Below are 21709 nucleotides of genomic sequence, written 5' to 3'. Positions count from 1 at the left end.
GTGACGGCAATGGATATTAAACAACTATTAGAAGAATTAAGTAATGTTCACGGAGCACCAGGATTTGAACAGCAAGTATTAGAAGTCGTTCATCAATATACGGGAGATTTACCTTTTGTTTCTGATCATATGAACAATGGGTATTTGAATTTAACAACTATGGACGATAGTAAACCAACTGTTATGCTCGATTCTCATTTAGATGAAGTGGGATTTATGGTTAGCTATATTACCTCAGCGGGTCAAATTGGTATGCAACCATTAGGCGGTTGGGTACCAACAAGTGTTCAATCTCAAAAATTTAAAATTTTAAATAATCGTGGGGAATATGTTTCTGCTGTTAGCTCTAGTAAACCCCCTCATTTTCTAACTGCAACTGAAAAACAGCAAGCGTTAAAAATGGAAGATTTGAAATTAGATGTTGGTGCTACAAGTAAAGAAGAAGTCATTGAAGACTTTGGTATCGAAGTGGGACAACCAGTGACACCAGATGTTCAGTTTGAATTTAATGAACAGAATGACGTTATGTTAGGGAAAGCTTTCGATAATCGCTTAGGCGTCGGTGTTGTCTTAGCGGTATTTGATCATCTTGAAGATGAATTAAATGATTTGCCATTTAATTTAGTCGGATCATTCGCTTCCCAGGAAGAAGTGGGGTTACGTGGTGCTAAAATTACGTCACGGCGGATTAATCCACAAATGGCAATTGTGGTTGAAGCCACGCCAAGTGATGATTTTGCCAAACCTAGAGAAATTGCACAAGGACAACTAGGTTCTGGTCCTCAATTACGCTATCGTGATAGTACGTATATTGCTAGCCCACGATTAAATCAAAAAATAGTTTCAACGGCTCAAGAGGAAGGAATTGCGCTGCAACAAGCCGTTCGTTCCGGTGGCGGAACGAATGCAGGTTCAATCTATGCGAATGAATTTGGCGTTGAAGTGGCTACTTTAGGGGTACCTACTCGTTATGCTCATACCCATCATTTATTCGCTAGTTATCGTGATTGGCAAGCAACTGTACAATTAATTGTTGCCTTCTTACGTCAATTGAAGGAAGAAGACTTTACACCATATCATTTGAAAAAATGGTGATGATATCGCTTCCAAATACTGGTATAATAAAGAGGGGAAGATCCCAATAATGTTATCTATTAATGAGTAGAAATGAAGCTGAAAGCGATATTTCAACTTCAATCAGTAGATGGAGGGATTAAGATGACAACATTAGATAAAATTTTAGTTCCAATTGATGGTTCTGAAGCAGCTTACCGTGCCTTTCAAGAGGCCGTTCGAATTGCAAAATTAAATGATAGTCAATTAGTTATTTATAATGCAGTTGATGATTTTGTTCGTTACGGCAACATTGAGTATTCAACACACCTATTTGAATATTCTCGTGAGATTGCGAATGAAACGTTACAAACTTATGAAGATGAAGCCAAACGTGAGGGAGTTGCTGTTGAAACGAAAGTTGAAAAAGGTGACCCAAGACGAGGTATTCTAGAAGAAGCAAAAGAGTTAGCCGTTGATTTGATTGTGATTGGATCTACTGGTAAAACGAACATGGAACGTGTCATGATGGGATCTGTTTCTGAATATGTTGTTCGTCATGCGAAATGTAATGTTTTGATTACACATTAAAATCATTGTGTTAGTTATTTATACTAAGTTAAAAACCGAGGATAAGAATTCTGAGATATCAGTGTTCTTATCCTCGGTTTTTTATGTTTAATGTGCAATGGTTAATCGCTTTTTCTCACACCCTAGTCGGGTTCAGAAACGCTGATTCGAAGCCTCTTCAGAAAAATCACCCGTTTCAAAGAGCGAAACTTCGTGCTTTTTCTTCCAGATGTTCGAATCAGAGCGCGTTTCTTCACACCCTGATAGTCGAGCTCTAAAGCACAACCACGGCTGCGTTTACCTAAAGAGCTCCTTCTCTCTTGTGGAGAGTCGTCGCTTTTAGGTCCAACGACCGTGGTTACCCGTGCTTTATCGCATCCTAGTCGGGTTCACATTTGCAGCTCCTCTGGATTTTTCAGAAAAATACGGAATTTCAAAGACCGAAATCCGCTATTTTCTTCCAAAATCAAGGAGCTAAGCGCAAATGTTCACACCCTATTATCCCAATGCGACGTCCATTGTCATCATTAAGGCAAATCCAAAGAGTACGGCTAGGGTAGCAATATCTTTGTTGCCATTAGTTTGTGATTCTGGAATCAATTCTTCGACACAAACAAAGATCATTGCACCAGCTGCGAAGGCTAAGGCGTACGGTAGAATAACTGTCACTTCAGAAATTAACCAAGCACCTAATGCCGCCCCGATAATTTCCACTAAAGCACTCGCTTGTCCTAGGTTAAATGCTCTTCCTTTTGAAGCACCGGTTGCACGAATTGGCATCGATAATGCGGAACCTTCCGGGAAGTTTTGTAAGGCAATACCTAGAGTTAAGACTAAGGCTGAAGCGATGGTTGCTGATTCAACGCCTAAAGCTGCTGCCCCAAAGGCAACGCCGACTGATAATCCTTCTGGGAAGTTATGGATAGTAACCGCCAGAAATAATAATGTTGTTGATGAAAGGTTCGTATCGACCCCTTCTGCATCGTCGCGGTCGTCTCCTATATGTAAATGAGGAATAATAGCATCAATAATTCTTAAGAAAATTCCACCGACAATGAATCCGACTAATGCAGGGACAAATGACCAAACCCCATATCCATTATTTTCAGCATGCTCAATAGCTGGTGCTAATAGAGACCAGAAACTAGCAGCAATCATGACTCCGGCAGCGAAACCATTCATAATGTCTAATAATTTTTGATTCACTTCATTAAATAGAAAAACTAACGAAGCACCTAAAGCAGTAACTGCCCATGTAAATACGCCTGCCAGTGTTGCTTGTATGACAGGATGTAAAGTTATAAACCAATCTAACATCAAAATCCTCCTTTTTCTTTTGACTCTAGTATACCTAACCGTATTAAGGAAGGCAAACAAATTATTTACAAGCACACCGAAATATTTGCAAGTTTTGGAATATTTGCTATATTAAACTTACAAAAAGTAAGTAATTAACTAGAGGAGGATTTTATGGCAGAACAACATCATCAAACAGTCAGTATTGAAACAGTAACGTTACAAGTAAAAGATTTAGAAAAAGTGAGTCAGTTTTATCAAGAGATTATTGGATTATCTGTATTGTCTGAAGACAAGCAACATATTGCTTTAGGTATTGATGAAAATAAAGAACCGTTAATTATTTTAACAGCAGAAGGGGAGTATGAATTAGTCACTGGACCAAGAAATGGTTTATTTCATATTGCTTTACTTCTACCTTCGCGTGCAGACTTAGGAGATGTACTAAAACGATGGATTGAAGCTGGGTATCGTGATATTGGAGCATCTGATCATGGTTATTCGGAAGCACTTTATATTCAAGATCCTGAAGATAATGGCATTGAAATTTATGTAGATAAAGATCCTAGTGAATGGGATATCAATGCAGATGGGAGTGTTAATGGAATAACAATTCCCATGGATGCCCAAGGAGTGTATGCGAGCCGACACGAACAGACACCGAAAAAATTACCTGTTGGAACGTTTATTGGTCATCTACACTTATCGAGTGAACATATTGAAGCGTTTGATCGGTATTATCATGAAGCATTAAATTTACGTCAACAGGCGACACTACCTAATGCGCATTTTTATTCTTATGATGGTTATCATCATCACTTTGCTATCAATAATTGGGATGTGGAGAAAATGATTCCTCATAAAGACCAACATACGGGCATGGCATCGTATACATTGCATTATCATGATGACACACTATTTCAAAAAATTACGGACAGTTTATTAGCGGATAATCGAATCATTTCTATTGAAAATAATGTGGTCTATGCGAAAGACCCGAACGATATCACATTAATTTTAAAAAAATAAAAAAATTTGAGCAAAACTACTGATTTTAAGTGAAATTTAAGTTATTATACTAAGCGGTGTTAAATTAATGCGTCAATTCGTTATGACCTTTAATTGTATCGAAAGTTAGATGATTTTAATTTAGTGCCATATCCTGTTATCAATCGAAAGTAGAATCATCCGTATAGAAGAAACTGACTTCTATACCCCTTATTTGGTGTTATGTCTTTTTAACCTCGCCCTTCCAAGCAGTGATGAAAAGCTAACGCCTCCCGTTTCTGTAGAAGTAGACTGCCAAGCTACTTCTATTTGGACGTGTGTTCGATAGGGAAGATATCTATTGCGCCACATGGTAGAATCAGCTGTCGTTAGTAAGGATAATGATAACTATTTTATGATTGAGACAAAAATTAGGGAGGAATTTTATGTCAGTTATCATTACATTATTAGTTTTTATTGCAGGATTGGTTTTCTTAAATCAATTAGCTAAGAAACATACGAAATATTCTCGTCGTGTGTTCATTGGTTTGGGATTAGGGATTGTATTTGGCGCAATCATCCAATTATTATTCCAATCAGATTCAAGTACCACTGAAACCATTATCGATTGGATTAGCATTGTCGGATCAGGTTACGTTAGCTTGTTACAAATGCTAGTGACACCGTTAATTTTCGTTTCACTTGTTCGTGCGTTTACAACCGTTCAAGGTGAAAAAAATATCGGTAAAATCGGTAGTAATGTTCTAACTGTTTTTATTGTGACAGTTGCTATTGCTTCATTAATCGGTTTTATGACAACTTTATTATTTAATTTAGATGGAGCAACATTAGTTCAAGGTGAAGATGAAATGGCTCGAATTGCTCAAATCAAAGAGAGTCAACAAGAAATTGTTGGTATGACATTACCACAACAAATTTTAAGTTTCTTACCAACTAATGTTTTTGAAGATTTTGCTGGTTTACGTCCAACATCTAATATTGGTGTGGTTATCTTCGCCACATTTGTTGGGGTTGCTTACTTAGGTATCGCTCGTAAAGACCCTGAAAATGCAGCTATCTTCAAAAAAGCAATGGATGCCTTACATTCAATTGTTTCTCGGATTGTAACATTAGTTTTACGCGTAGCCCCTTATGGTATTTTTGCTTTAATGACTAAAGCTATTGCCACTGCATCATTCGAATCCTTATTGAATATGGGTATTTTCGTTATTGCAGCGTATGTCGCAATCATCATTATGTTTATTATCCATGCTTTAATTTTAGCTGGATTCAAAGTTAGCCCAGCACAATTCTTCAAAAAAGCTTGGAACGCTCTAAGCTTTGCGTTTACATCACGTTCAAGTGCAGGGGCACTTCCACTAACGATTGCTAGTCAATCTAAAGCAATGGGTGTTGATGAAGCAACTGCTAACTTCTCAAGTACGTTTGGTTTATCAATCGGTCAAAATGGTTGTGCCGGAATTTACCCAACAATGTTAGCTGTTATCGTTGCACCTACAGTAGGAATGGACTTATCTGACCCAATGGTATGGTTAAGTATTATTGGAATTGTCACGATTTCTTCATTAGGTGTTGCTGGTGTTGGTGGGGGAGCAACATTTGCTTCTCTAATCGTTTTTGGTTCACTTGGTTTACCAGTAGAAATCATTGGTTTAATGGTATCTATCGAACCAATTATCGATATGGGACGTACTGCGTTAAATGTTAACGACAGTATGGTTGCAGGTGTCGTTACTGCTCGTCGGATGAAAACATTGGATGACAGTATTTTGAAAGATCCACAACAACAAGTATCACCTGAAGCTGAATTAGGTTAATTTATATAAAAAGATATAGTAATGTGGCGAGGCCGGTTTTACCGGTCTCTTTTTTATACTCAATATTTTTAATTGCCTTTTATTTATAACAAAAAAATCAAGACTTATGATTGTTTTCAATTCTTTACGCTTGCAAGTGAGAGGGTTTAAGTCTATCCTTAGTAAGTAAGAAGACATTTTATGGAGAAAATTAAATGGAGGCGAAGATATGGGTGGATTTAAACGATTTTTCCAAGTGCTATTTACGTTAATCTTTGTAATAGCCTTATTCCTAACATTGTCCTTATTCTATGAAATCCCTGGAGTAACGGACTTCGTAAATAATAATATTCTTTCAGTTCAACTTTACCGTTGGATTATGGCAGGAATCTTAGCATTAATCTTCTTGGTCGCATTAATTATGTTCTTTAGTGCATTATTCTCAGCTAAAACAAAAGGCAATATTGTGAAAGAACAAGAACGTGGTCATATTAAATTAACGAAAGATTCTATTGAAGCTGTTGCTTTACGCGTATTGGACCAATATAAAGAAGTCCATTATCCAAAAGTACGGACTAAATTAGTGAAACAACCAAAAGATACAGAAGTTTATGTATCATTTGATGTTTCTGATCGTAAAAATGTCCTAGATATGGCAGCAGATATTCAAGCACATATTATTGATGCTTTAGAAGCAACTTTAGGATTACCAATTAATCATGTTGAAGTACGTATGCTAGAAGTTCGTCCAACACAAACAAGCGAAGCGATGGAAAAACAACGTAAAGCATCAAAATCTCGTGTACAATAGTAAAGGAGAATGAATATGGATAAACAACCAAAAATTGACTGGAAAAAATACCGTGGCCGTGTTTTAGGACTTGTGATTGCCTTCCTATTTGCCTTACTATGGGTCACAATTGGTTTTGGTGAAACATTATTAGTTATGGTTATCGTAGGTGTCGGATATTTAATCGGCGCTTACTTTGATGGACGTTTAGATGTTAACGCTTGGCTAAAATATTTCTTTAAATAGGCAAAGGTAAGCAAGGGGCAAACCTTATTGCTTGCATTCTTCTGTCAGTACGTTATGATGGATATATAGTAAATGATAAGTGAATCTTAAGGAGGAAATCAAACTATGGCACAAAACGAAAACGTAAACCACAAAAATACATTAACTTTCGAAGGACGCGTATTAGAAAAAATCGCTAATAACTCAATCGAACGTATCGATGGTATCTTAGAATTAAAAGGTGACATCACTTCAGGAATTAAAGACTTCTTCTCAAGCAGCAGCGATGACACTAAAGGTGTTAGTGCTGAAGTAGGTAAAAAAGAAGTTGCTTTAGACTTAGAAGTTATTGCTGAATATGGTAAAGACTTACCAAAAGCATTTGACAAAGCTGTTGATGAAATTAAAAATAACGTTAACAAAATGACTGGTTTAAAAGTTGTTGAAGTAAACATGAATGTTAACGACATCATGACTCGTGCTGAATACACTAAAAACCAAAACGAAAAAGAACGTAAAGAAGCTGAAGAACGCCGTAAAGCACACCAAAACGGTGAATACAGCGACGGTTCTCGCGTTCAATAATTAATTGTTGAAACGTAAGTAAGAGAGACGAGGTTAATTCCTTGTCTCTTTTTTATTTGAAGGAGGTCTCAATAATGCAAGTAGGTATTTTATTAGGAAATGGGTATGAAGAAATTGAAGCATTAACCGTGGTGGATTATTTACGTCGTGCGGATATTTCAATTGATATGATTTCAATTACTGGTGATTATATGACAATGGGGGATCACAATATCCCAATTAAAGCTGATATTTTATTAGAAGATATTAGTAGTGATGATTACGATGTGATTGTGACTCCAGGAGGTATGTCTGGTGCCAAAATGTTAGCAGGTTCTGATACAGTGATTCGTTTGTTACAAAGCCAATATGAATCAGGCGGATATATTGCTTCAATTTGTGCTTCTCCATTAGCTTTAGAAGCTGCTGGAATTGCCGAAAAAATTACTGGAACATGTTTTCCAGGGTTAGAAACAGATGACATTCATTTTGGTACTTTCAAAGAAGATTTAGTCGTTCATGATAAAAAACATCATGTTATTACGTCACGTGGACCAGCAACAGCAGTATACTTTGCTTTAGAATTAATTGGTTTGATTGCGGGTGAAGATAAACGTCAAGAAATTGCGGATGGGTTATTAATTCCGTTAGTGGAATCAACGGTTAAGGACAATGATTAAACGATGCTTATTAGCTGCAGTCCGATTTTATCAACGGCGAATTTCTCCTTTAACTGGGCCGAACTGTCGGTATTATCCAACGTGTTCTAATTACATGATACAAGCGATTCAAAAACATGGGAGCTTGAAAGGGACACTCATGGGAAGTGCACGCATTTGTCGTTGTCATCCTTGGGCAACAGGTGGATATGATCCTGTTCCTGATTCATTTAGTTTAAGAAAAACGCCGAATCACATGACACCTGAAGAAGAACAAGTGTTTATTTGGCAGCAACACCATCATTAAAAAAGCTAGCGATCTTGTATATATTGGATCGCTAGCTTTTTTCGTTATTGGTTATGCAATTTATTTTTATAATTCGCAAGAGCTAAAAATTCTTCAAAGGTTAAGTGGTGGCGATGGATATATTTAGCAACATCTTTTCCGACATAGCGAAAATGCCAGGGTTCGAAAGAATATCCGGTTATTTTTTCTTTACCTTTGGGATAACGGAGAATAAATCCATAGTCAGCAGCATGGTCAGCTAACCATTGAGCCGATGGATGAGAGGCATAGTCTTCATTTAAACTGCCGCCTTGCTGCATCCACTGACTGTCTAATAAATCTAGAGCTAGTCCTGTACTATGCTCACTCGCTTCTGCTGGCGCATAATAAGTGTCGGTTAGTTGTTCAGCTTCTTCTATAGAATAACCAGCAGCTAAATAGCTTTGATAACCATTTTCGCGATTCTGTTTTTGATAAGCAATCGTGCGATGACCAGAAATAAAAACAAGTGAATAGCCAGCCGATTGAGCATCGCTAACTAATTGATCCACTTCTGATTTGATATCAGCAGCGTATTGTTCGCCATTAGCTGTAGAAGTTAGTGTCACGTTAGGTTCCGTTTTTAATGGGTTTAGTTTGTTGACGAGGATATAGTGATCATCGTTAGTATCAATTGTGGGTAAATCAACCATTAAGTCATCTAAACTATCTTCTGGTGATTGATGATCTTTAGCATATGATTTGGCGATATCTGCTACGGATGGTGACTGAATTTGATCGTTATATTGTTTAGAAAAAGTTTCCATTTCTTGTTTGTCTTCAGTGGATTGAGCATGGCTTAAAGTAGGCGTATGCACGTCATTCGCGAGTTGCCAATTTTTATCAATCGCTTCCTCAGAGGGTGTTGACTCCGTTTCATGATCTACTGAGGATGAGTGACGGATGAAAAGTAATATCCCAATGATGATGATTAGCGAAAATATGGCAATTGATAGTATTATTCCTTTTTTATTATCCTTCACTTATAATCACGTCCTTTTTCATTATCATAACATAGTTCCTATATCTTCCATTTTATGTTTATGGATTTTTGTTATATTTCAAATCTTTATAAAAAAATGAGTGAGTAATAGCAACTCTTATCTAAAGAAAACGCTATCATACCAGCGATTTCAGCTTTGTATAACTTCAAATTATAGTCAGTATTTATTTCCGTTAGTTTTCTTTTTAGCTATCCTTGGCTATTATAAGGTTTTGGAAACGTTTACAAATTATTAATAGTCGCTATCAGTCGATAAATGGAGGAAAGTAAAATGACTAAAAAAGAAGAAATCATTCGTGAATTATATCCTGAAGATAAATTTGGCTATGCTGAAAAATTAACTTTAGGAGAGCTAGAAGTTTTACAACATGCACGTAAAATTATTGAAGAAGAGATTCGTCCAGTGATTAATGATCATTGGGAACGTGCGAAATTCCCATTCGAAGCTTTTTATAAATTAAAAGAAGCGGGTATTATGGATAGTCCGAAATTATTTGAAGACCGTGAAGTCACAAATAAATGGAAAGCAAGTGAAATGTATAATGCATTCTTATACTATGAATTAGCTCGCTTCGATGCTTCGATTGCAACGTTCTATACGGTTCACGGCGGTTTAGGATATAACACCTTATTAATTGGTGGTAGTGATGAACAAATTGAAGAGATTGCGCCTAAATTACGTAGTTTCGAGTGGCAAACTTGCTTTGCTTTAACAGAACCTGATCATGGATCAGATATTGCAGGCAGTATGGGGAAGATTTTATCCTTATAATGAGAATAATCAAATGCCATCGGTTGCCGATCCCATTTTAATTCAATATCAAAATAAAAATTATTTAATTGATGCGAGTATGGATGCGAATAAGTTGAATGAAAAAGAAAAACGCAACTTAGGGTTAGCAAAAGAAGCACATATTGCTGAAAGTTTAGCGGAATTGAATTTAACTTATGAAGATATTGATGCCGTATTAATGACGCACATGCACAACGATCATGCGAATGGCTTAACTTATCTAGAAAATGGTGAATTAATGTCACGTTATCCTAACGCTACAATTTATATCAATGCTATCGAATGGGACGAAGTACGACACCCTAATATGCGGACTAAAAATACTTATATTAAAGGAAATTGGGAACCTATTCAAGATCAAGTCCAAACCTTTACGGATCAGATTGAAATTGCTCCAGGTATTACTATGGAACACACTGGTGGGCATTCCAATGGTCATACAATGATTCGACTAGAACAGGGTGAGGAGACAATTTTCCACTTAGCGGATATTCTCTTATCATGTGTTCATGTTAACCCACTATGGGTAGGTGCAGTCGATGATTATCCAATGGACTCAATAGCTGCGAAACAAAAATATTTGAGTGAAGGATTGGAAAATGGCTATCGATTTATTTTTTATCATGATCCTTTTTATCGTATGATTCGATATTCTGAAGATGGGAAAGAGATTATTGAAGGATTAAAACGTTCCGAGCCATCGCTTATTCCTTTAACCGATAAACAAGATAAATTTCCTCAAGAAAGGGAGAGTTAACATCGTGATTAAAGAAGTTGCGAAAGATATTTATACGTTTAATGTGGATATGCCACAAACGGCATTAAAACAGTTAAATATTTTTGTTATCAAGACGCCAGAAAGAAATGTTATTTTTGATACGGGATATAATTTGCCTGAAACGAAAGAGCAACTATTGGCAGGAATTGCTGAGTTAGGTTTAGAAGTTGGGGACTTAGATCTCGTTATCACGCACTTACATGCTGATCACTCCGGCTTAGCTTATTTATTTCAAGAAGCGGGTTGTCGGATTTACGCTGGAGAAGTTGATGGAGAGATTATTAATCGAATGGTATCTGATCAATATTGGGAAACAATCAGTGAGCGACAAGCAGCATATACTGGTCAGATGGAAACAATGGACTTGTCGGTGAATCCAGGTTATGCCTTTAAATCGAATGAAACGATTGATTTTATCCCGTTAAAAATTGGGGAGACATTTAATGTGGGGCAGTATCAATTTGAAGTAATGGATTTAATTGGTCATACGCCTGGACATATTGGATTGTATGAGCCTAACTATCAGTTCATCTTTTCAGCAGACACGGTGTTAGATCCTATTTCCCCTAACATTACATACTGGGGAGAGGAATATCCTAATATTTTAAATGATTACTTGAAAACGTTAGAACACTTAAAGCCACTCAACTTGAAGCGGATGTTCGCGACACATCGTCAATTAATTGATCGACCCAATCGAAGAATTGATGAGATTATATCTCATCATCATGAGCGCTTACAAGAAATTTTAGATGCGATGTCAGAAGGAATGTCTTATACAGTAGAAGATATTTCCCGCCAGATTTCATGGCGAGTTAAGTTTGATAAATGGGAAAATTTTCCTAAATCACAAAAATTCTTTGCGACTGGAGAAACGATGGCTCATCTCGATTATTTAGTGCATTCTGGTCATGTGTTATGTGAGATAATTAATGGAGTTTATCATTTTCAAAAAGTGGAAGCAACGATTCAAAATATATAAAAACGTCATTGTCTAAGATGTAGACAATGACGTTTTAACGTTTTAAAAGACTTTATTATCAGGATCGTTTTCTTTAAATAGATCCATGAATGCTTTAACTGCTGCAATTAATGAGAGTAAAGCAGTAATAACTGAGATAAGACGTCTAATTTTTTTCATGTTGTCGCTCCTTTGATTAGTCAGTTGTATAGTACTAAATTACAGAAATTGAGAGCGAATGTCAAAGCATAAGGTTAACGACCTAATCTCTAGCTCTATTTATATGAGTATTTTAAGCATGAGCTTCGAATAACGCTTTGAATAAGTAATAACTTGACTCTGCTCCTGGATCCATTTCACCAACTGTACGGTCACCGTAGTAAGAAGCACGACCTTTCGTTGCTTTTAAGTTGATGACATTTTCACGAGCATCATCTAATACTTTAGTATCCCAGTTTTCAGCTTTAATGGCTTCAATTGCTGGTTCCCACATATCAACCATAGTTTTTTCACCAGCTTCAGCTTTACCACGTTGTTTGATTTTATCTAAACCTGCGGCAAAGATGTCGCCTAAATTATCTGTTTGTTTAGCAGTAGTTGCCATAGCTAAGAAAGCTGAACCGTAAAGTGGTCCTGATGCGCCACCAATTTTGCTCATTAAGTTTTGTGCAAAAACCATAAAGATATCGCTAGCAGCTTCTGGTGTATCCGCACCTAATTTTTCTTTAACGGCTTTACCACCACGAGCCATGTTATTTCCGTGGTCACCATCACCAATTTTTTGGTCAAGATCACTTAAATAAGCTTTATGTTCTTCTAATTCATCTAACCAGTTGTTTAACCATGTCATGACATTTTCCATAATGTTATCCCTCTCCTTTTCTTACCAAGCTAAGACATCAACGGGAGCTTTAAGCGCGTCAACCCACTCGTTGTCTTCAACTTTTAATAATGTTAATGATAAACCTTGCATTTCAATACTTGTCATTAATTCACCGACTTTTACCCATTTAACGTCGATGCCTTCATCAGCTAATAATTGTTGAACATCATTCCAGAAAATATAAAGTTCCATTAATGGGGTACCACCCATTGAGTTAACTAATACTACAAATGAGTCGCCAGCTTCCCAGTTATAAGTAGCTTTTAATTGAGAAACTAATTCTTTAGCCATTTCTTTAGCCGGTTTAATTTTTTCACGTTTATATCCAGGTTCACCATGGATACCAATACCGTATTCGAAAGCGTCATCTTCGATATCGAAACCAGGTTTACCAACTTCTGGAACAGTAGCAGCTGTTAAAGCTAAACCAATTGTATTTAAGTTATCATTTACTTTGTTGGCAATTTCAGTTAGTTCGTCTAAGTTTTTACCTTCTTTGGCATAGTAACCAATGATTTTATGCATTAACACCGTACCAGCAACACCACGTTTACCAGCAGTGAAAGTACTGTCTTCAATCGCGATATCATCGTTAACGACAATTGATGATGTTTCGATACCTTCTGCTTCGGCTAATTCTTGCGCCATTTCGAAGTTCATAACGTCACCAGTATAGTTTTTGATAACTAAGAAAACACCTTTACCATTATCGCTAGCTTTGATAGCTGTTAAAATTTGGTCTGGTGTTGGAGAAGTGAAGACTTCACCACATACAGCAGCAGATAGCATTCCTTCACCGACAAATCCTGCATGGCTAGGTTCGTGACCGGATCCACCACCACTAACAATACCGACAACGTCAGGTGTGTCAGCTTTACGATGGATAACTTGTGAGTCAGAGAAACGCTCTAGTAATTCAGGATGGGCAGTTGCCATTCCTTGTAACATTTCATTAACGACATCACTTGGTTGATTAATAATTTTTTTCATTTAAAGGCCTCCTTAGGCTTGTTCTTCGATTGCTTTTAGTAAATCGTCGTGACTAGCACCAATAGTTGATTGAATAGCGGCAATATAAGCACTTTCTACGATTGGTGATTCTAATAATGTTACTTTTTCTTTTTGTTCATCAGTTAAGAAATCAATGGCGGTTTCACTAGATAATACCGCACTCCCCATGTCAGTAAAGATATAAACATGGTCCCCTTTTGCATTTTGAATACCATCAACGATAGGCATTGGAGATGTTCCAATTTCACCGTCTTCTGTTCCTCCAGCAGCAATGACCTCAAACGTATTGTCTGCGTCTGGAACCATTTCTGTAATTAATTCTTTGATACCTTCTGTAATTTTGGCACTATGAGAAACTAGAATTAAAGTTTGCATATGCATCCTCCTTTATAGTCGATTACATCGGCTGTATTCGGTTACATCAATATTTTAACAGGTTGTGAAAAATGGGGCAAACATTTAATGAACAAAATAAGAAAATTCGTCTATTAAAGAGACAACGCCGAGACCAAGCTCGACGTTGTTTTGTCATTTATCATTAATTATCTGGCTCGACATGAACATCAATCGCTTCAATAAAATATGTCATATAGAGCACTTTTTCAACTGCAACTGTGATATCATGGCCTTCTTTTACTGTCATCATTGGATCGACCGCAATCGTAATATCTAAATAGACATGAGGTCCGTAAGTACGACCGCGGATAGCTTGTACTTTTCTAACGTCAGGGACTTGATAAATCGTATGTTTATAACGTTCAATTTCAGCTGGAGAAAAACCATCTGATAATTCAAAAGCTGCTTCTCTAAAAACGTCGATCCCTGTTTTAATAATGATGATACCTACGATAAGCGCCATTACTCCATCAATCCAAAATAAATTAAATTGACTCGTAATAATAGCGATGGCCGTGACGAAGGATGTCAAAGCATCCGCAAGATTATCTTTAGCGGTTGCTTTGAGTCCCGTACTATGAATACGATGAGCAATTCGTAAATTGAAAGCATATACGCCTAACATAATGATTCCGGAAATAAGTCCTATAAGCGCAGAAACAGGACTTGGTTGCGTTGAAGTGGTCGTAAAAAATTGGGTGACTGCCTGTAAGGTCACTTGTCCACCGATAAAAAGAATAATAAAGCTAATAATTAAGGTTGTGATAGATTCCATTTTACGATGACCGTACTGGTGATTAAAATCGGCAGGGCGGTGAGCTAAATAGATGCCGATAAACATGAGGACGGCACTGATGGTGTCAGAAAAGTTATTTAAGCCATCTGCAGCTAAAGCACTTGAATGTAGCCAATGTCCAGCTGTTATTTTGGCTGTCGCAATCATGGCATAGGCAACCATACTGAGTATAGTTCCACGACGCGCCCATTTAAGGTCTTGATTAGCTGTCACAAATCATCATCTCCTCTGAGGTATTAGGGGGATTATTATAGCGCAAAATACATAAAATAGCGACGATGAGCTTTGCGTTGACATCTGATGTTAGTTAAGCTAACATTTGGATAAATAAGTGAGGGAGGCAGTGTGATGAAAGAGAAAGAGCTGCGACGGTCATTAGCCGTTTTTTCAATTGGAACAGTTATGAAATTAACTGATTTAAGTGCGCGTCAAGTACGGTATTATGAAGAACGTGATTTGATTACCCCACAACGAACCGATACGAATCGACGAATGTACTCGTTAAATGACGTCGATCGTTTATTAGATATTAAAGATTACATTGCAGAGGGCTGGACTGTCCAAGCTATTTATAATCATTACAAGAAACCAAAAGAAGAACACGAACATAAGCCGTTAACAGATGATGATGTTCGTCGCATACTATATAATGAAATTTTGAATCAAGGGGGCTTTGTTCAACCTGATGAGAGTGGCTATAGTGGCCAACATCATTAGTCGGTCACTAAGTCTTCATTATCGAGCCGAGGTATTGACCTTGGCCTTATTGTTTTAATCGTGACATAGCATATTAAAGAGGGATAAGAATGACAGAAGAGTTACAACATGGTTTTAAAAAAGTACAAACACAATGGGTGGATGATATTGGTGCGGAAGTAGTGGAATATTATCATCCTCAATCTGGTGGACGTGTGATGTGGGTAAATAATGATGATCCTAATCGAACATTTGGGATTGGATTTTTGACTCCACCTACCGATTCTACAGGGGTGGCTCATATTGTCGAACACTCTGTACTATCAGGGTCACAAAAATATCCAGTTAAAGATCCATTTATGCATATGATGAAAACTTCTATGCAGACATTTTTAAATGCGCTAACTTTTGCGGATATGACGGTTTATCCTTTGTCTTCAATGAATGAAACGGACTTCCACCATTTAATGGGCGTTTATTTAGATGCGGTTTTCTATCCCAAAATGTTAACGGAAGAAAAAATTTTCCGCCAAGAGGGATGGCATAAAGAGCTTTTCCAACCAGAAGATGACTTAACGATTAAAGGTGTGGTTTATAACGAAATGCGTGGCGCTTTTGGAGATGTTGATCGCGCCATTATGTCTTCAGTTGCTGAACATTTACATCCAGAGTCAACTTATGCGCATGAATCAGGTGGGAATCCTTATGTGATTCCTGAACTCAGCTATGAAGACTTCTGTGCTTTTCACCAAACCCATTACCGACCAGATAATGCTTTAGCCTTTTTATATGGAGATATCGACATTGACCGGGCGCTAGCACAAATCAATGAGGGTTACTTTGATGCCTTTGAAGCAGATCATCATGCGATTGAATTGACACTGCCCACTCCACCTAAAGGGCGGACAAAAGAAACGGTTTATTATAGTGCAGATAAGCAAATGTCGCGTGAAACAGATAGCTATTTAACTTATACGGTTCCCTTCACTTCTGCTCAAGATAAGCAAATGATCTTTATTTTACAATTATTAGGCGACGTGTTAGTGGATGCAGAAGCAAGTCCATTACGAGCAGCTTTAGTCGATACTGGTTTCGCAGAAGATGTGTCTGCTTATCCAAGTGATGGCTACTATCAAGACTTTGGTATTGTGGTTGAAAACATGTCGGCTGATCAAGCGGATCAAATTGTAGATATTATTGAAAAAACATTGCGACAAGTGGTTGAAGATGGATTAGACCAATCTGTTTTTGATGGGGTACTAAATTCACGTGAATTTTACTATCGGCAAGCGGGTGGCTCTATGCAAGGAATTACTCGAGGCATTCAAATGCTATCTGTTTGGCGTTACCAAGACCAACCACTTGACGGATTAACTTATTCTGACGAGTTAGATTACATACGCCAACGACGTGACCAAGGTATGTTTGAACAATTACTGACGGATCGAGTGTTAAATGCGGAAACGACTCAAGTTTTAGTTCATGAACCAAAAGTTGGTCTGTTCCGATCTCAAGATGATGCATTGGCTGAAAAATTAGCGGCAGAAAAAGCCCAATTATCTGCTGAAGACGTTCAAGAACTCATTAAACAAAACGAGTCGTTACGAGCTTATCAGACAGAGCCCGATACTCCGGAAGCAATAGCGACGTTACCGCAACTCGATTTAGCTGATGTTCCAAGAGAAACAACAAATATTCCAGAAGAAATATTAAGTAATAATCCAACAATTTTATTCCATCCTCAAGCGACTTCAGGTGTTCGTTACGTTAAATTAGCGTTTGCTAGTGATGATATGACGAGGGAAGAAATTCCTTATTTAAAAGATTTAGCTATTTTATTAGGCTCAGTCGATACGCAAAATATGACGTATCAAGATTTAGATACTGAGTTGATGAAAGCGACAGCTGGATTAGGAATTGTTCCAAAAATTTATACGGCAGTTGATAATCCAGATGATTATACCGTACAGATGGAAGTTAATTTTGCTGCTCTTAATCCAAAAACAGCGCGAGGATTTGAATTAACGACAGATATTTTAACGAAGTCACTGTTTACACAAAAACAACGCATATTAAATGTATTCAAACGGGTTAAATTAGAAATGGAGCAATCGTTTGAGGCTAACGGTCATCAAGCGGCACTGGGTCGAGTACGGAGTTTATACTCTAATCCTTCGCGTTATGCTGAAGAATTAAGCGGAATTGGTTATTATGACCATTTGACGCATTTGATTAATCACTTTGATACCGAATGGGAAACATTTAAACACCAACTAGAACAATTAAACCAACGCTTATGGACACAAAGTCGATTAACAATTAGCTTAACTGGAGAATCAGCAGATAAAGACGCCTTTTATCATGAAGTAAAAGAGTTTATTGAAACATTACCTGTTGGAGAGACAGTTGTTAGACATCCAATGACATTTGACTTCTCTAACATTAGAAAAGAAGCGATTATAACGAATAGTAACGTACAATACGTTGCTCAAGGGGGATACTTCCCAGCAACAGATTATGAAGCACTGATGCTTGTCCTATCGGCTATCCTTTCCAAAGGGTATCTTTATGATCTCGTTCGCTTACAAGGTGGTGCTTACGGAGCTGGATTGACAATTAGTCGAACTGGAGATATGACAGCTTATTCTTATCGCGATCCAAATGTTGATCAAACGATAGCTACTTATCAAGCGATGAGTGATTTCGTAGCAAACCTAGAATTAGACCAAGAAACATTAAATCAATTTATTATTGGGACGATGTCTAGTTTCCATTATCCAATATCACCTGATAAAGTGAACCGTATCATGCTCACGCGTTACTTTAAAGGTAGTGATAAATCAATGATTGACAAGCGATTAATTGCCACATTAAATACAACAGTGGCTGATTTAATGGCATATGTGGATCTTATTCGTGAGACAATGGCACAAGGTTATACTGTCGTTATCGGTAATGAACAACAAATTAAGCAGGCAACATTTGCATTTGATAACGTTCGGGAATTAAAACAATAACGATTAAAAAACGACGTCTGGCAATGAGACGTCGTTTTGTATTATTGTAGTCCTAAGTATTCGCCAAATGTTAATGCAACAAAAGATAAAATAAGAAAGATGCCTGCAATTACCTTAATTCGGCCTTGTTCTTGACGAGTCATACCAGCTTCGCTTTTGCCTTTAAACATAATGTAGACATTTAAGATAATTGTAACGGCTGCTAGTACACTAGCAACAATATTTTTATTCATAATGAGACTCCTTTAAGTGGCCATTTGTGATTGAATATCGACTGTCGCTTTGACAGGTTCTCCTGTTGAACGATTAGTACCAGTTATTGTCCAGTGAATATGGGTCAATGTTTGTTCTTTAGGATTGATGGTTATCGTGATATCATGAGTTGCCTTTGGATTAAGCTGAACAATAGCTACCCGATTAAATAAATTGAGTAGGTCATCCTGTTGTTTATGATAGTCAATGGTTGTTTGGTTAGTCCTACTGTTCCATTCACCATCATTTGCCACCTCATTAACAATCCGTTGAATTTCTTGCATAGTGAAGAGGGTAAATTGATCGCGTTCTTGGTTGGGATGGGCCACTTTTAACCAGTCACTATCAAGTTCACGGGTATAAGTGGTACCGTCTTCTTGCTTAAGTTCTAAATATTGGCTAGGTTGTTGACTCTGTTTACTAATGACTGTCGCATTAACGAGTTCATTATTTTCGATTGTCAATTGGTTCGTTTGTTGAGCCGTTTGCGTTCCCTCATTAGTTGTCGTTTTTTGGCTAATTTGGGTAGCTTGTTGGTAAGTCGTTGCTTCATTTAACTGATGATTGACTTGATTAGCAAGCGTTTCTTTGTTTATTTGCGCATTTTGGCAACCAACGAATAAACACAAACAACTTAATATAAATCCGATTTTTGGTAATTTCATGAAAAATAGCCCCTTAGACTATAGATTTTACTACTGACGTTAGTTTAATATAATTTCATGTGGGTTAAAAGTATGATTCATAAGGTTTAATAAGACCTTGAAGAAATATTTGGTTGTTGAACCGTGAGTCATGCGTTCAAATGATAATTTTAGTATAATGAATGAAACAAGATGAAAACATAGTTCGGAGGAGTTCTGTATGCGCAAACGAGGATTTGAAGTCGTTTCTACGTATTTAGATAAAGATATCCATTTACCTATTCGCCAAACCTCAGGGTCAGCTGGTTATGACATTGAAGCAGCTGAACGGACGGTGATTCCGTCTATTTGGCAAAAAGGAGTATTACAAACATTACAACAAGTACAAGGATTACAAAGCGAATCCGTTGATGAAGCAGCGGCACAATCAGCTGACATTAAGCCAGTTCTTGTTCCCACTGGAATTAAAGTGTATATGCCAGAGAATGAATACTTACAAATTACGTGTCGTTCAAGCAATCCATTAAAACGATCATTAGTCCTTCCTAATGGGGTGGGTATTGTTGATAGTGATTACTATAATAATGCCGAAAATGAAGGTGAATTGTTCGTACAGTTATTAAACTTTGGTTTCGAAGATGTCACGATTGAAAAAGGTGAACGCATTGCTCAAGGTATCTTCTTAACGTACCAGAAAACCGACGATGATGTCGATAACGGTGTGACACGTCAAGGAGGATTTGGTAGTTCAGGACAAAATTAAGTAAAAGGAATGTGACAAATGGCAAAAAAACAAGCAACGCAATTTGTTTGTCAAGCGTGTGGTTATGAGTCGCCCCGTTGGCTTGGGCGCTGTCCCAATTGTGGCGCTTGGAATCAAATGGAAGAAGAACGTCTTTCTGGACGAACGATTAAACACCCAGAAAATCATACCCCAATTCACGAGGGCTATAAATCAGCGAAACCACAACGAATCAAAACGGTTGCCGCTCAAAAAGAAACTCGTGTATTAACCTCCTTAAAAGAATTTAACCGTGTGCTCGGTGGTGGTGTTGTTCCCGGATCTCTTGTATTAGTAGGCGGTGATCCTGGTATTGGGAAATCAACACTTTTACTACAAGTTTCTATGCAATTAAGTCAGGAACAAGGTACAGTGCTATATGTTTCTGGTGAAGAAAGTATGCATCAAATTAAGATGCGTGCAGATCGGTTAGGATTTGAAGATCCTGATTTTTATGTTTTTGCAGAAACGGATATGGATGAAATCAAAGTAGCTATTCAAGATTTAAAACCTCAATTTTTAGTCATTGATTCCATTCAAACGATGACTCATGAGGAAAGTAATGGGATTGCAGGGAGTGTGAGTCAAGTACGAGAAACCACTTCCGAATTGATGCATATTGCGAAGGAAAATGGAATCGCTACTTTTATTGTTGGACATGTCACTAAAGAAGGAAATATTGCTGGTCCACGTATGTTAGAGCATATGGTGGATACCGTTCTTTATTTTGAGGGCGAAAAACACGACACGTTCCGAATTTTACGAGCGGTTAAAAATCGGTTTGGGTCAACGAACGAACTCGGAGTTTTTGATATGCAAAGTGACGGGTTAAAAGAAGTTGATAATCCAAGTGAATTGTTCCTAGAAGAACGTTTAGCTGGGGCAAATGGTTCAGCAGTGGTGGCTTCAATGGAAGGCACTCGACCAATTTTAACTGAAGTGCAAGCATTACTAGCACCTACAGCCTTTGGAAATGCCCGACGAACGGCAAGTGGTCTGGATTATTCACGAGTGACATTAATCATGGCAGTATTAGAGAAACGAGCGGGATTAATGTTACAAAATCAAGATGCTTATTTGAAGGCAACTGGTGGGGTTCGTTTGGATGAACCAGCTGTTGACTTAGCTATTGCAGTCTCAGTAGCGTCTAGTTATTGGGAGAAAGAAACGTTAGCAACGGACTGCTTTGTTGGTGAAATTGGGTTAACCGGAGAAATTCGGCGTGTGCCTCGTTTGCAAGAACGGGTTCAAGAAGCGCAAAAGTTAGGATTTAAACGGATTTTTGTACCTAAAGGGAGCGCCAGTGGGATTAAAGCTCCTGAAGATATTCAAGTAATGGCAGCTGCCACGTTGCGCGATGTATTAGCGGTTATCTTTCCCAAATAATGATCATAATTGAAAGGAGGTGGGCA

General features: G+C 37.6%; 24 protein-coding genes. 16 read left to right on the top strand and 8 right to left on the bottom strand.

Going from position 1 to position 21709, the window contains the following annotated elements; genetic code table 11:
• Nucleotides 1-9: 9 nt before the first annotated feature.
• Nucleotides 10-1095: a M42 family metallopeptidase gene (locus B8955_RS04870; RefSeq protein ID WP_084099115.1), complete on the top strand. Its 1086-nt coding sequence runs from the start codon at nucleotides 10-12 to the stop codon at nucleotides 1093-1095.
• 123 nt (nucleotides 1096-1218) lie between these two features.
• Nucleotides 1219-1644, top strand: a complete 426-nt coding sequence (locus B8955_RS04865; protein ID WP_084099114.1) for a universal stress protein — start codon at nucleotides 1219-1221, stop codon at nucleotides 1642-1644.
• Between the two features lie 477 nt (nucleotides 1645-2121).
• On the opposite strand, the gene B8955_RS04860 is transcribed toward B8955_RS04865, so the two are convergent.
• Complete coding sequence (locus tag B8955_RS04860; RefSeq protein ID WP_084099113.1) at nucleotides 2122-2940, bottom strand: ZIP family metal transporter; 819 nt, start codon at nucleotides 2938-2940, stop codon at nucleotides 2122-2124.
• Nucleotides 2941-3093: 153 nt separating this feature from the next.
• Here B8955_RS04860 and B8955_RS04855 point away from each other — a divergent pair, with 153 nt between their 5' ends.
• The 7 genes from B8955_RS04855 to yidD all read left to right on the top strand — a co-directional run bounded on the left by B8955_RS04855 (nucleotide 3094) and on the right by yidD (nucleotide 8268).
• Complete coding sequence (locus B8955_RS04855) at nucleotides 3094-3948, top strand: VOC family protein (RefSeq protein ID WP_084099112.1); 855 nt, start codon at nucleotides 3094-3096, stop codon at nucleotides 3946-3948.
• Nucleotides 3949-4352: 404 nt separating this feature from the next.
• Complete coding sequence (locus B8955_RS04850; protein ID WP_084099111.1) at nucleotides 4353-5744, top strand: L-cystine transporter; 1392 nt, start codon at nucleotides 4353-4355, stop codon at nucleotides 5742-5744.
• Between the two features lie 208 nt (nucleotides 5745-5952).
• Nucleotides 5953-6534 carry an alkaline shock response membrane anchor protein AmaP gene (gene amaP / locus B8955_RS04845; protein ID WP_084099110.1) on the top strand — a complete coding sequence of 194 codons (582 nt, stop codon included), beginning with the start codon at nucleotides 5953-5955 and terminating at the stop codon, nucleotides 6532-6534.
• Between the two features lie 15 nt (nucleotides 6535-6549).
• On the top strand, nucleotides 6550-6759 hold the full coding sequence (locus tag B8955_RS04840) for a DUF2273 domain-containing protein (RefSeq protein WP_084099109.1): 210 nt from the start codon (nucleotides 6550-6552) through the stop codon (nucleotides 6757-6759).
• A 105-nt stretch (nucleotides 6760-6864) separates the two neighbouring features.
• Nucleotides 6865-7323, top strand: a complete 459-nt coding sequence (locus B8955_RS04835; protein ID WP_084099108.1) for an Asp23/Gls24 family envelope stress response protein — start codon at nucleotides 6865-6867, stop codon at nucleotides 7321-7323.
• A 74-nt stretch (nucleotides 7324-7397) separates the two neighbouring features.
• Nucleotides 7398-7982, top strand: coding sequence for a DJ-1 family glyoxalase III (locus B8955_RS04830; protein WP_084099107.1), 585 nt, complete (start codon nucleotides 7398-7400; stop codon nucleotides 7980-7982).
• Nucleotides 7975-8268, top strand: coding sequence for a membrane protein insertion efficiency factor YidD (gene yidD / locus B8955_RS04825; protein ID WP_448767702.1), 294 nt, complete (start codon nucleotides 7975-7977; stop codon nucleotides 8266-8268). The genes B8955_RS04830 and yidD overlap by 8 nt, the downstream gene beginning before the upstream one ends.
• A gap of 44 nt (nucleotides 8269-8312) precedes the next feature.
• On the opposite strand, the gene B8955_RS04820 is transcribed toward yidD, so the two are convergent.
• Nucleotides 8313-9269: a M15 family metallopeptidase gene (locus B8955_RS04820; RefSeq protein ID WP_143238387.1), complete on the bottom strand. Its 957-nt coding sequence runs from the start codon at nucleotides 9267-9269 to the stop codon at nucleotides 8313-8315.
• A gap of 291 nt (nucleotides 9270-9560) precedes the next feature.
• Between B8955_RS04820 and B8955_RS04815 the strand changes: the two genes are divergently transcribed.
• Genes B8955_RS04815 through B8955_RS04805 form a run of 3 tightly spaced genes read left to right on the top strand, consistent with a single transcriptional unit; the run spans nucleotide 9561 to nucleotide 11842 of the window.
• Nucleotides 9561-10061: an acyl-CoA dehydrogenase family protein gene (locus B8955_RS04815; RefSeq protein ID WP_084099106.1), complete on the top strand. Its 501-nt coding sequence runs from the start codon at nucleotides 9561-9563 to the stop codon at nucleotides 10059-10061.
• A complete protein-coding gene (locus B8955_RS04810) occupies nucleotides 10015-10839 on the top strand; it encodes an MBL fold metallo-hydrolase (RefSeq protein WP_084099105.1) in 825 nt (274 codons plus the stop codon). The genes B8955_RS04815 and B8955_RS04810 overlap by 47 nt, the downstream gene beginning before the upstream one ends.
• Nucleotides 10840-10843: 4 nt before the next feature.
• Entirely contained in the window at nucleotides 10844-11842 is a 999-nt protein-coding gene (locus tag B8955_RS04805; protein ID WP_200804266.1) for an MBL fold metallo-hydrolase, read from the top strand.
• A 271-nt stretch (nucleotides 11843-12113) separates the two neighbouring features.
• Here B8955_RS04805 and dhaL read toward each other — a convergent pair whose 3' ends face one another.
• From dhaL to B8955_RS04785, 4 genes are all read right to left on the bottom strand, one after another.
• Nucleotides 12114-12683 carry a dihydroxyacetone kinase subunit DhaL gene (gene dhaL, locus B8955_RS04800; RefSeq protein WP_084099104.1) on the bottom strand — a complete coding sequence of 190 codons (570 nt, stop codon included), beginning with the start codon at nucleotides 12681-12683 and terminating at the stop codon, nucleotides 12114-12116.
• Between the two features lie 21 nt (nucleotides 12684-12704).
• Complete coding sequence (dhaK, locus tag B8955_RS04795) at nucleotides 12705-13694, bottom strand: dihydroxyacetone kinase subunit DhaK (RefSeq protein WP_084099103.1); 990 nt, start codon at nucleotides 13692-13694, stop codon at nucleotides 12705-12707.
• Between the two features lie 12 nt (nucleotides 13695-13706).
• Complete coding sequence (dhaM, locus tag B8955_RS04790; RefSeq protein ID WP_084099102.1) at nucleotides 13707-14090, bottom strand: dihydroxyacetone kinase phosphoryl donor subunit DhaM; 384 nt, start codon at nucleotides 14088-14090, stop codon at nucleotides 13707-13709.
• Between the two features lie 163 nt (nucleotides 14091-14253).
• Nucleotides 14254-15120 (bottom strand): cation diffusion facilitator family transporter, encoded by an 867-nt coding sequence (locus B8955_RS04785; protein WP_084099101.1) that lies wholly within the window; start codon nucleotides 15118-15120, stop codon nucleotides 14254-14256.
• A gap of 135 nt (nucleotides 15121-15255) precedes the next feature.
• Here B8955_RS04785 and B8955_RS04780 point away from each other — a divergent pair, with 135 nt between their 5' ends.
• Together B8955_RS04780 and B8955_RS04775 are read left to right on the top strand one after the other, a co-directional pair.
• Nucleotides 15256-15624: a MerR family transcriptional regulator gene (locus tag B8955_RS04780; RefSeq protein ID WP_084099100.1), complete on the top strand. Its 369-nt coding sequence runs from the start codon at nucleotides 15256-15258 to the stop codon at nucleotides 15622-15624.
• An 89-nt stretch (nucleotides 15625-15713) separates the two neighbouring features.
• On the top strand, nucleotides 15714-18620 hold the full coding sequence (locus B8955_RS04775) for an insulinase family protein (protein WP_084099099.1): 2907 nt from the start codon (nucleotides 15714-15716) through the stop codon (nucleotides 18618-18620).
• Between the two features lie 41 nt (nucleotides 18621-18661).
• Here B8955_RS04775 and B8955_RS04770 read toward each other — a convergent pair whose 3' ends face one another.
• Nucleotides 18662-18853 carry a hypothetical protein gene (locus B8955_RS04770; RefSeq protein WP_084099098.1) on the bottom strand — a complete coding sequence of 64 codons (192 nt, stop codon included), beginning with the start codon at nucleotides 18851-18853 and terminating at the stop codon, nucleotides 18662-18664.
• A gap of 12 nt (nucleotides 18854-18865) precedes the next feature.
• A complete protein-coding gene (locus tag B8955_RS04765; RefSeq protein WP_084099097.1) occupies nucleotides 18866-19537 on the bottom strand; it encodes a hypothetical protein in 672 nt (223 codons plus the stop codon).
• A 199-nt stretch (nucleotides 19538-19736) separates the two neighbouring features.
• On the opposite strand from B8955_RS04765, the gene B8955_RS04760 reads away from it, so the two are divergent.
• Entirely contained in the window at nucleotides 19737-20279 is a 543-nt protein-coding gene (locus tag B8955_RS04760) for a dCTP deaminase/dUTPase family protein (protein WP_084099096.1), read from the top strand.
• An 18-nt stretch (nucleotides 20280-20297) separates the two neighbouring features.
• Nucleotides 20298-21683, top strand: coding sequence for a DNA repair protein RadA (radA, locus tag B8955_RS04755; protein WP_084099095.1), 1386 nt, complete (start codon nucleotides 20298-20300; stop codon nucleotides 21681-21683).
• Nucleotides 21684-21709 lie beyond the last annotated feature (26 nt).

Source organism: Aerococcus suis (assembly GCF_900176325.1).
GTDB lineage: Bacteria > Bacillota > Bacilli > Lactobacillales > Aerococcaceae > Aerococcus > Aerococcus suis.
The sequence above is the reverse complement of the archived record's forward strand: the minus strand, read 5'-3'. Positions and strand labels throughout refer to the sequence as shown.

What these genes read in the sequence shown, in the direction of transcription:
- B8955_RS04870 (WP_084099115.1), top strand. Translation starts at nt 10, where the DNA reads ATGGATATTAAACAACTATTAGAAGAATTAAGTAATGTTCACGGAGCA.
- B8955_RS04865 (WP_084099114.1), top strand. Translation starts at nt 1,219, where the DNA reads ATGACAACATTAGATAAAATTTTAGTTCCAATTGATGGTTCTGAAGCA.
- B8955_RS04860 (WP_084099113.1), bottom strand. Translation starts at nt 2,940, where the DNA reads ATGTTAGATTGGTTTATAACTTTACATCCTGTCATACAAGCAACACTG.
- B8955_RS04855 (WP_084099112.1), top strand. Translation starts at nt 3,094, where the DNA reads ATGGCAGAACAACATCATCAAACAGTCAGTATTGAAACAGTAACGTTA.
- B8955_RS04850 (WP_084099111.1), top strand. Translation starts at nt 4,353, where the DNA reads ATGTCAGTTATCATTACATTATTAGTTTTTATTGCAGGATTGGTTTTC.
- amaP (WP_084099110.1), top strand. Translation starts at nt 5,953, where the DNA reads ATGGGTGGATTTAAACGATTTTTCCAAGTGCTATTTACGTTAATCTTT.
- B8955_RS04840 (WP_084099109.1), top strand. Translation starts at nt 6,550, where the DNA reads ATGGATAAACAACCAAAAATTGACTGGAAAAAATACCGTGGCCGTGTT.
- B8955_RS04835 (WP_084099108.1), top strand. Translation starts at nt 6,865, where the DNA reads ATGGCACAAAACGAAAACGTAAACCACAAAAATACATTAACTTTCGAA.
- B8955_RS04830 (WP_084099107.1), top strand. Translation starts at nt 7,398, where the DNA reads ATGCAAGTAGGTATTTTATTAGGAAATGGGTATGAAGAAATTGAAGCA.
- yidD (WP_448767702.1), top strand. Translation starts at nt 7,975, where the DNA reads ATGATTAAACGATGCTTATTAGCTGCAGTCCGATTTTATCAACGGCGA.
- B8955_RS04815 (WP_084099106.1), top strand. Translation starts at nt 9,561, where the DNA reads ATGACTAAAAAAGAAGAAATCATTCGTGAATTATATCCTGAAGATAAA.
- B8955_RS04810 (WP_084099105.1), top strand. Translation starts at nt 10,015, where the DNA reads ATGGATCAGATATTGCAGGCAGTATGGGGAAGATTTTATCCTTATAAT.
- dhaL (WP_084099104.1), bottom strand. Translation starts at nt 12,683, where the DNA reads ATGGAAAATGTCATGACATGGTTAAACAACTGGTTAGATGAATTAGAA.
- dhaK (WP_084099103.1), bottom strand. Translation starts at nt 13,694, where the DNA reads ATGAAAAAAATTATTAATCAACCAAGTGATGTCGTTAATGAAATGTTA.
- dhaM (WP_084099102.1), bottom strand. Translation starts at nt 14,090, where the DNA reads ATGCAAACTTTAATTCTAGTTTCTCATAGTGCCAAAATTACAGAAGGT.
- B8955_RS04780 (WP_084099100.1), top strand. Translation starts at nt 15,256, where the DNA reads ATGAAAGAGAAAGAGCTGCGACGGTCATTAGCCGTTTTTTCAATTGGA.
- B8955_RS04775 (WP_084099099.1), top strand. Translation starts at nt 15,714, where the DNA reads ATGACAGAAGAGTTACAACATGGTTTTAAAAAAGTACAAACACAATGG.
- B8955_RS04770 (WP_084099098.1), bottom strand. Translation starts at nt 18,853, where the DNA reads ATGAATAAAAATATTGTTGCTAGTGTACTAGCAGCCGTTACAATTATC.
- B8955_RS04765 (WP_084099097.1), bottom strand. Translation starts at nt 19,537, where the DNA reads ATGAAATTACCAAAAATCGGATTTATATTAAGTTGTTTGTGTTTATTC.
- B8955_RS04760 (WP_084099096.1), top strand. Translation starts at nt 19,737, where the DNA reads ATGCGCAAACGAGGATTTGAAGTCGTTTCTACGTATTTAGATAAAGAT.
- radA (WP_084099095.1), top strand. Translation starts at nt 20,298, where the DNA reads ATGGCAAAAAAACAAGCAACGCAATTTGTTTGTCAAGCGTGTGGTTAT.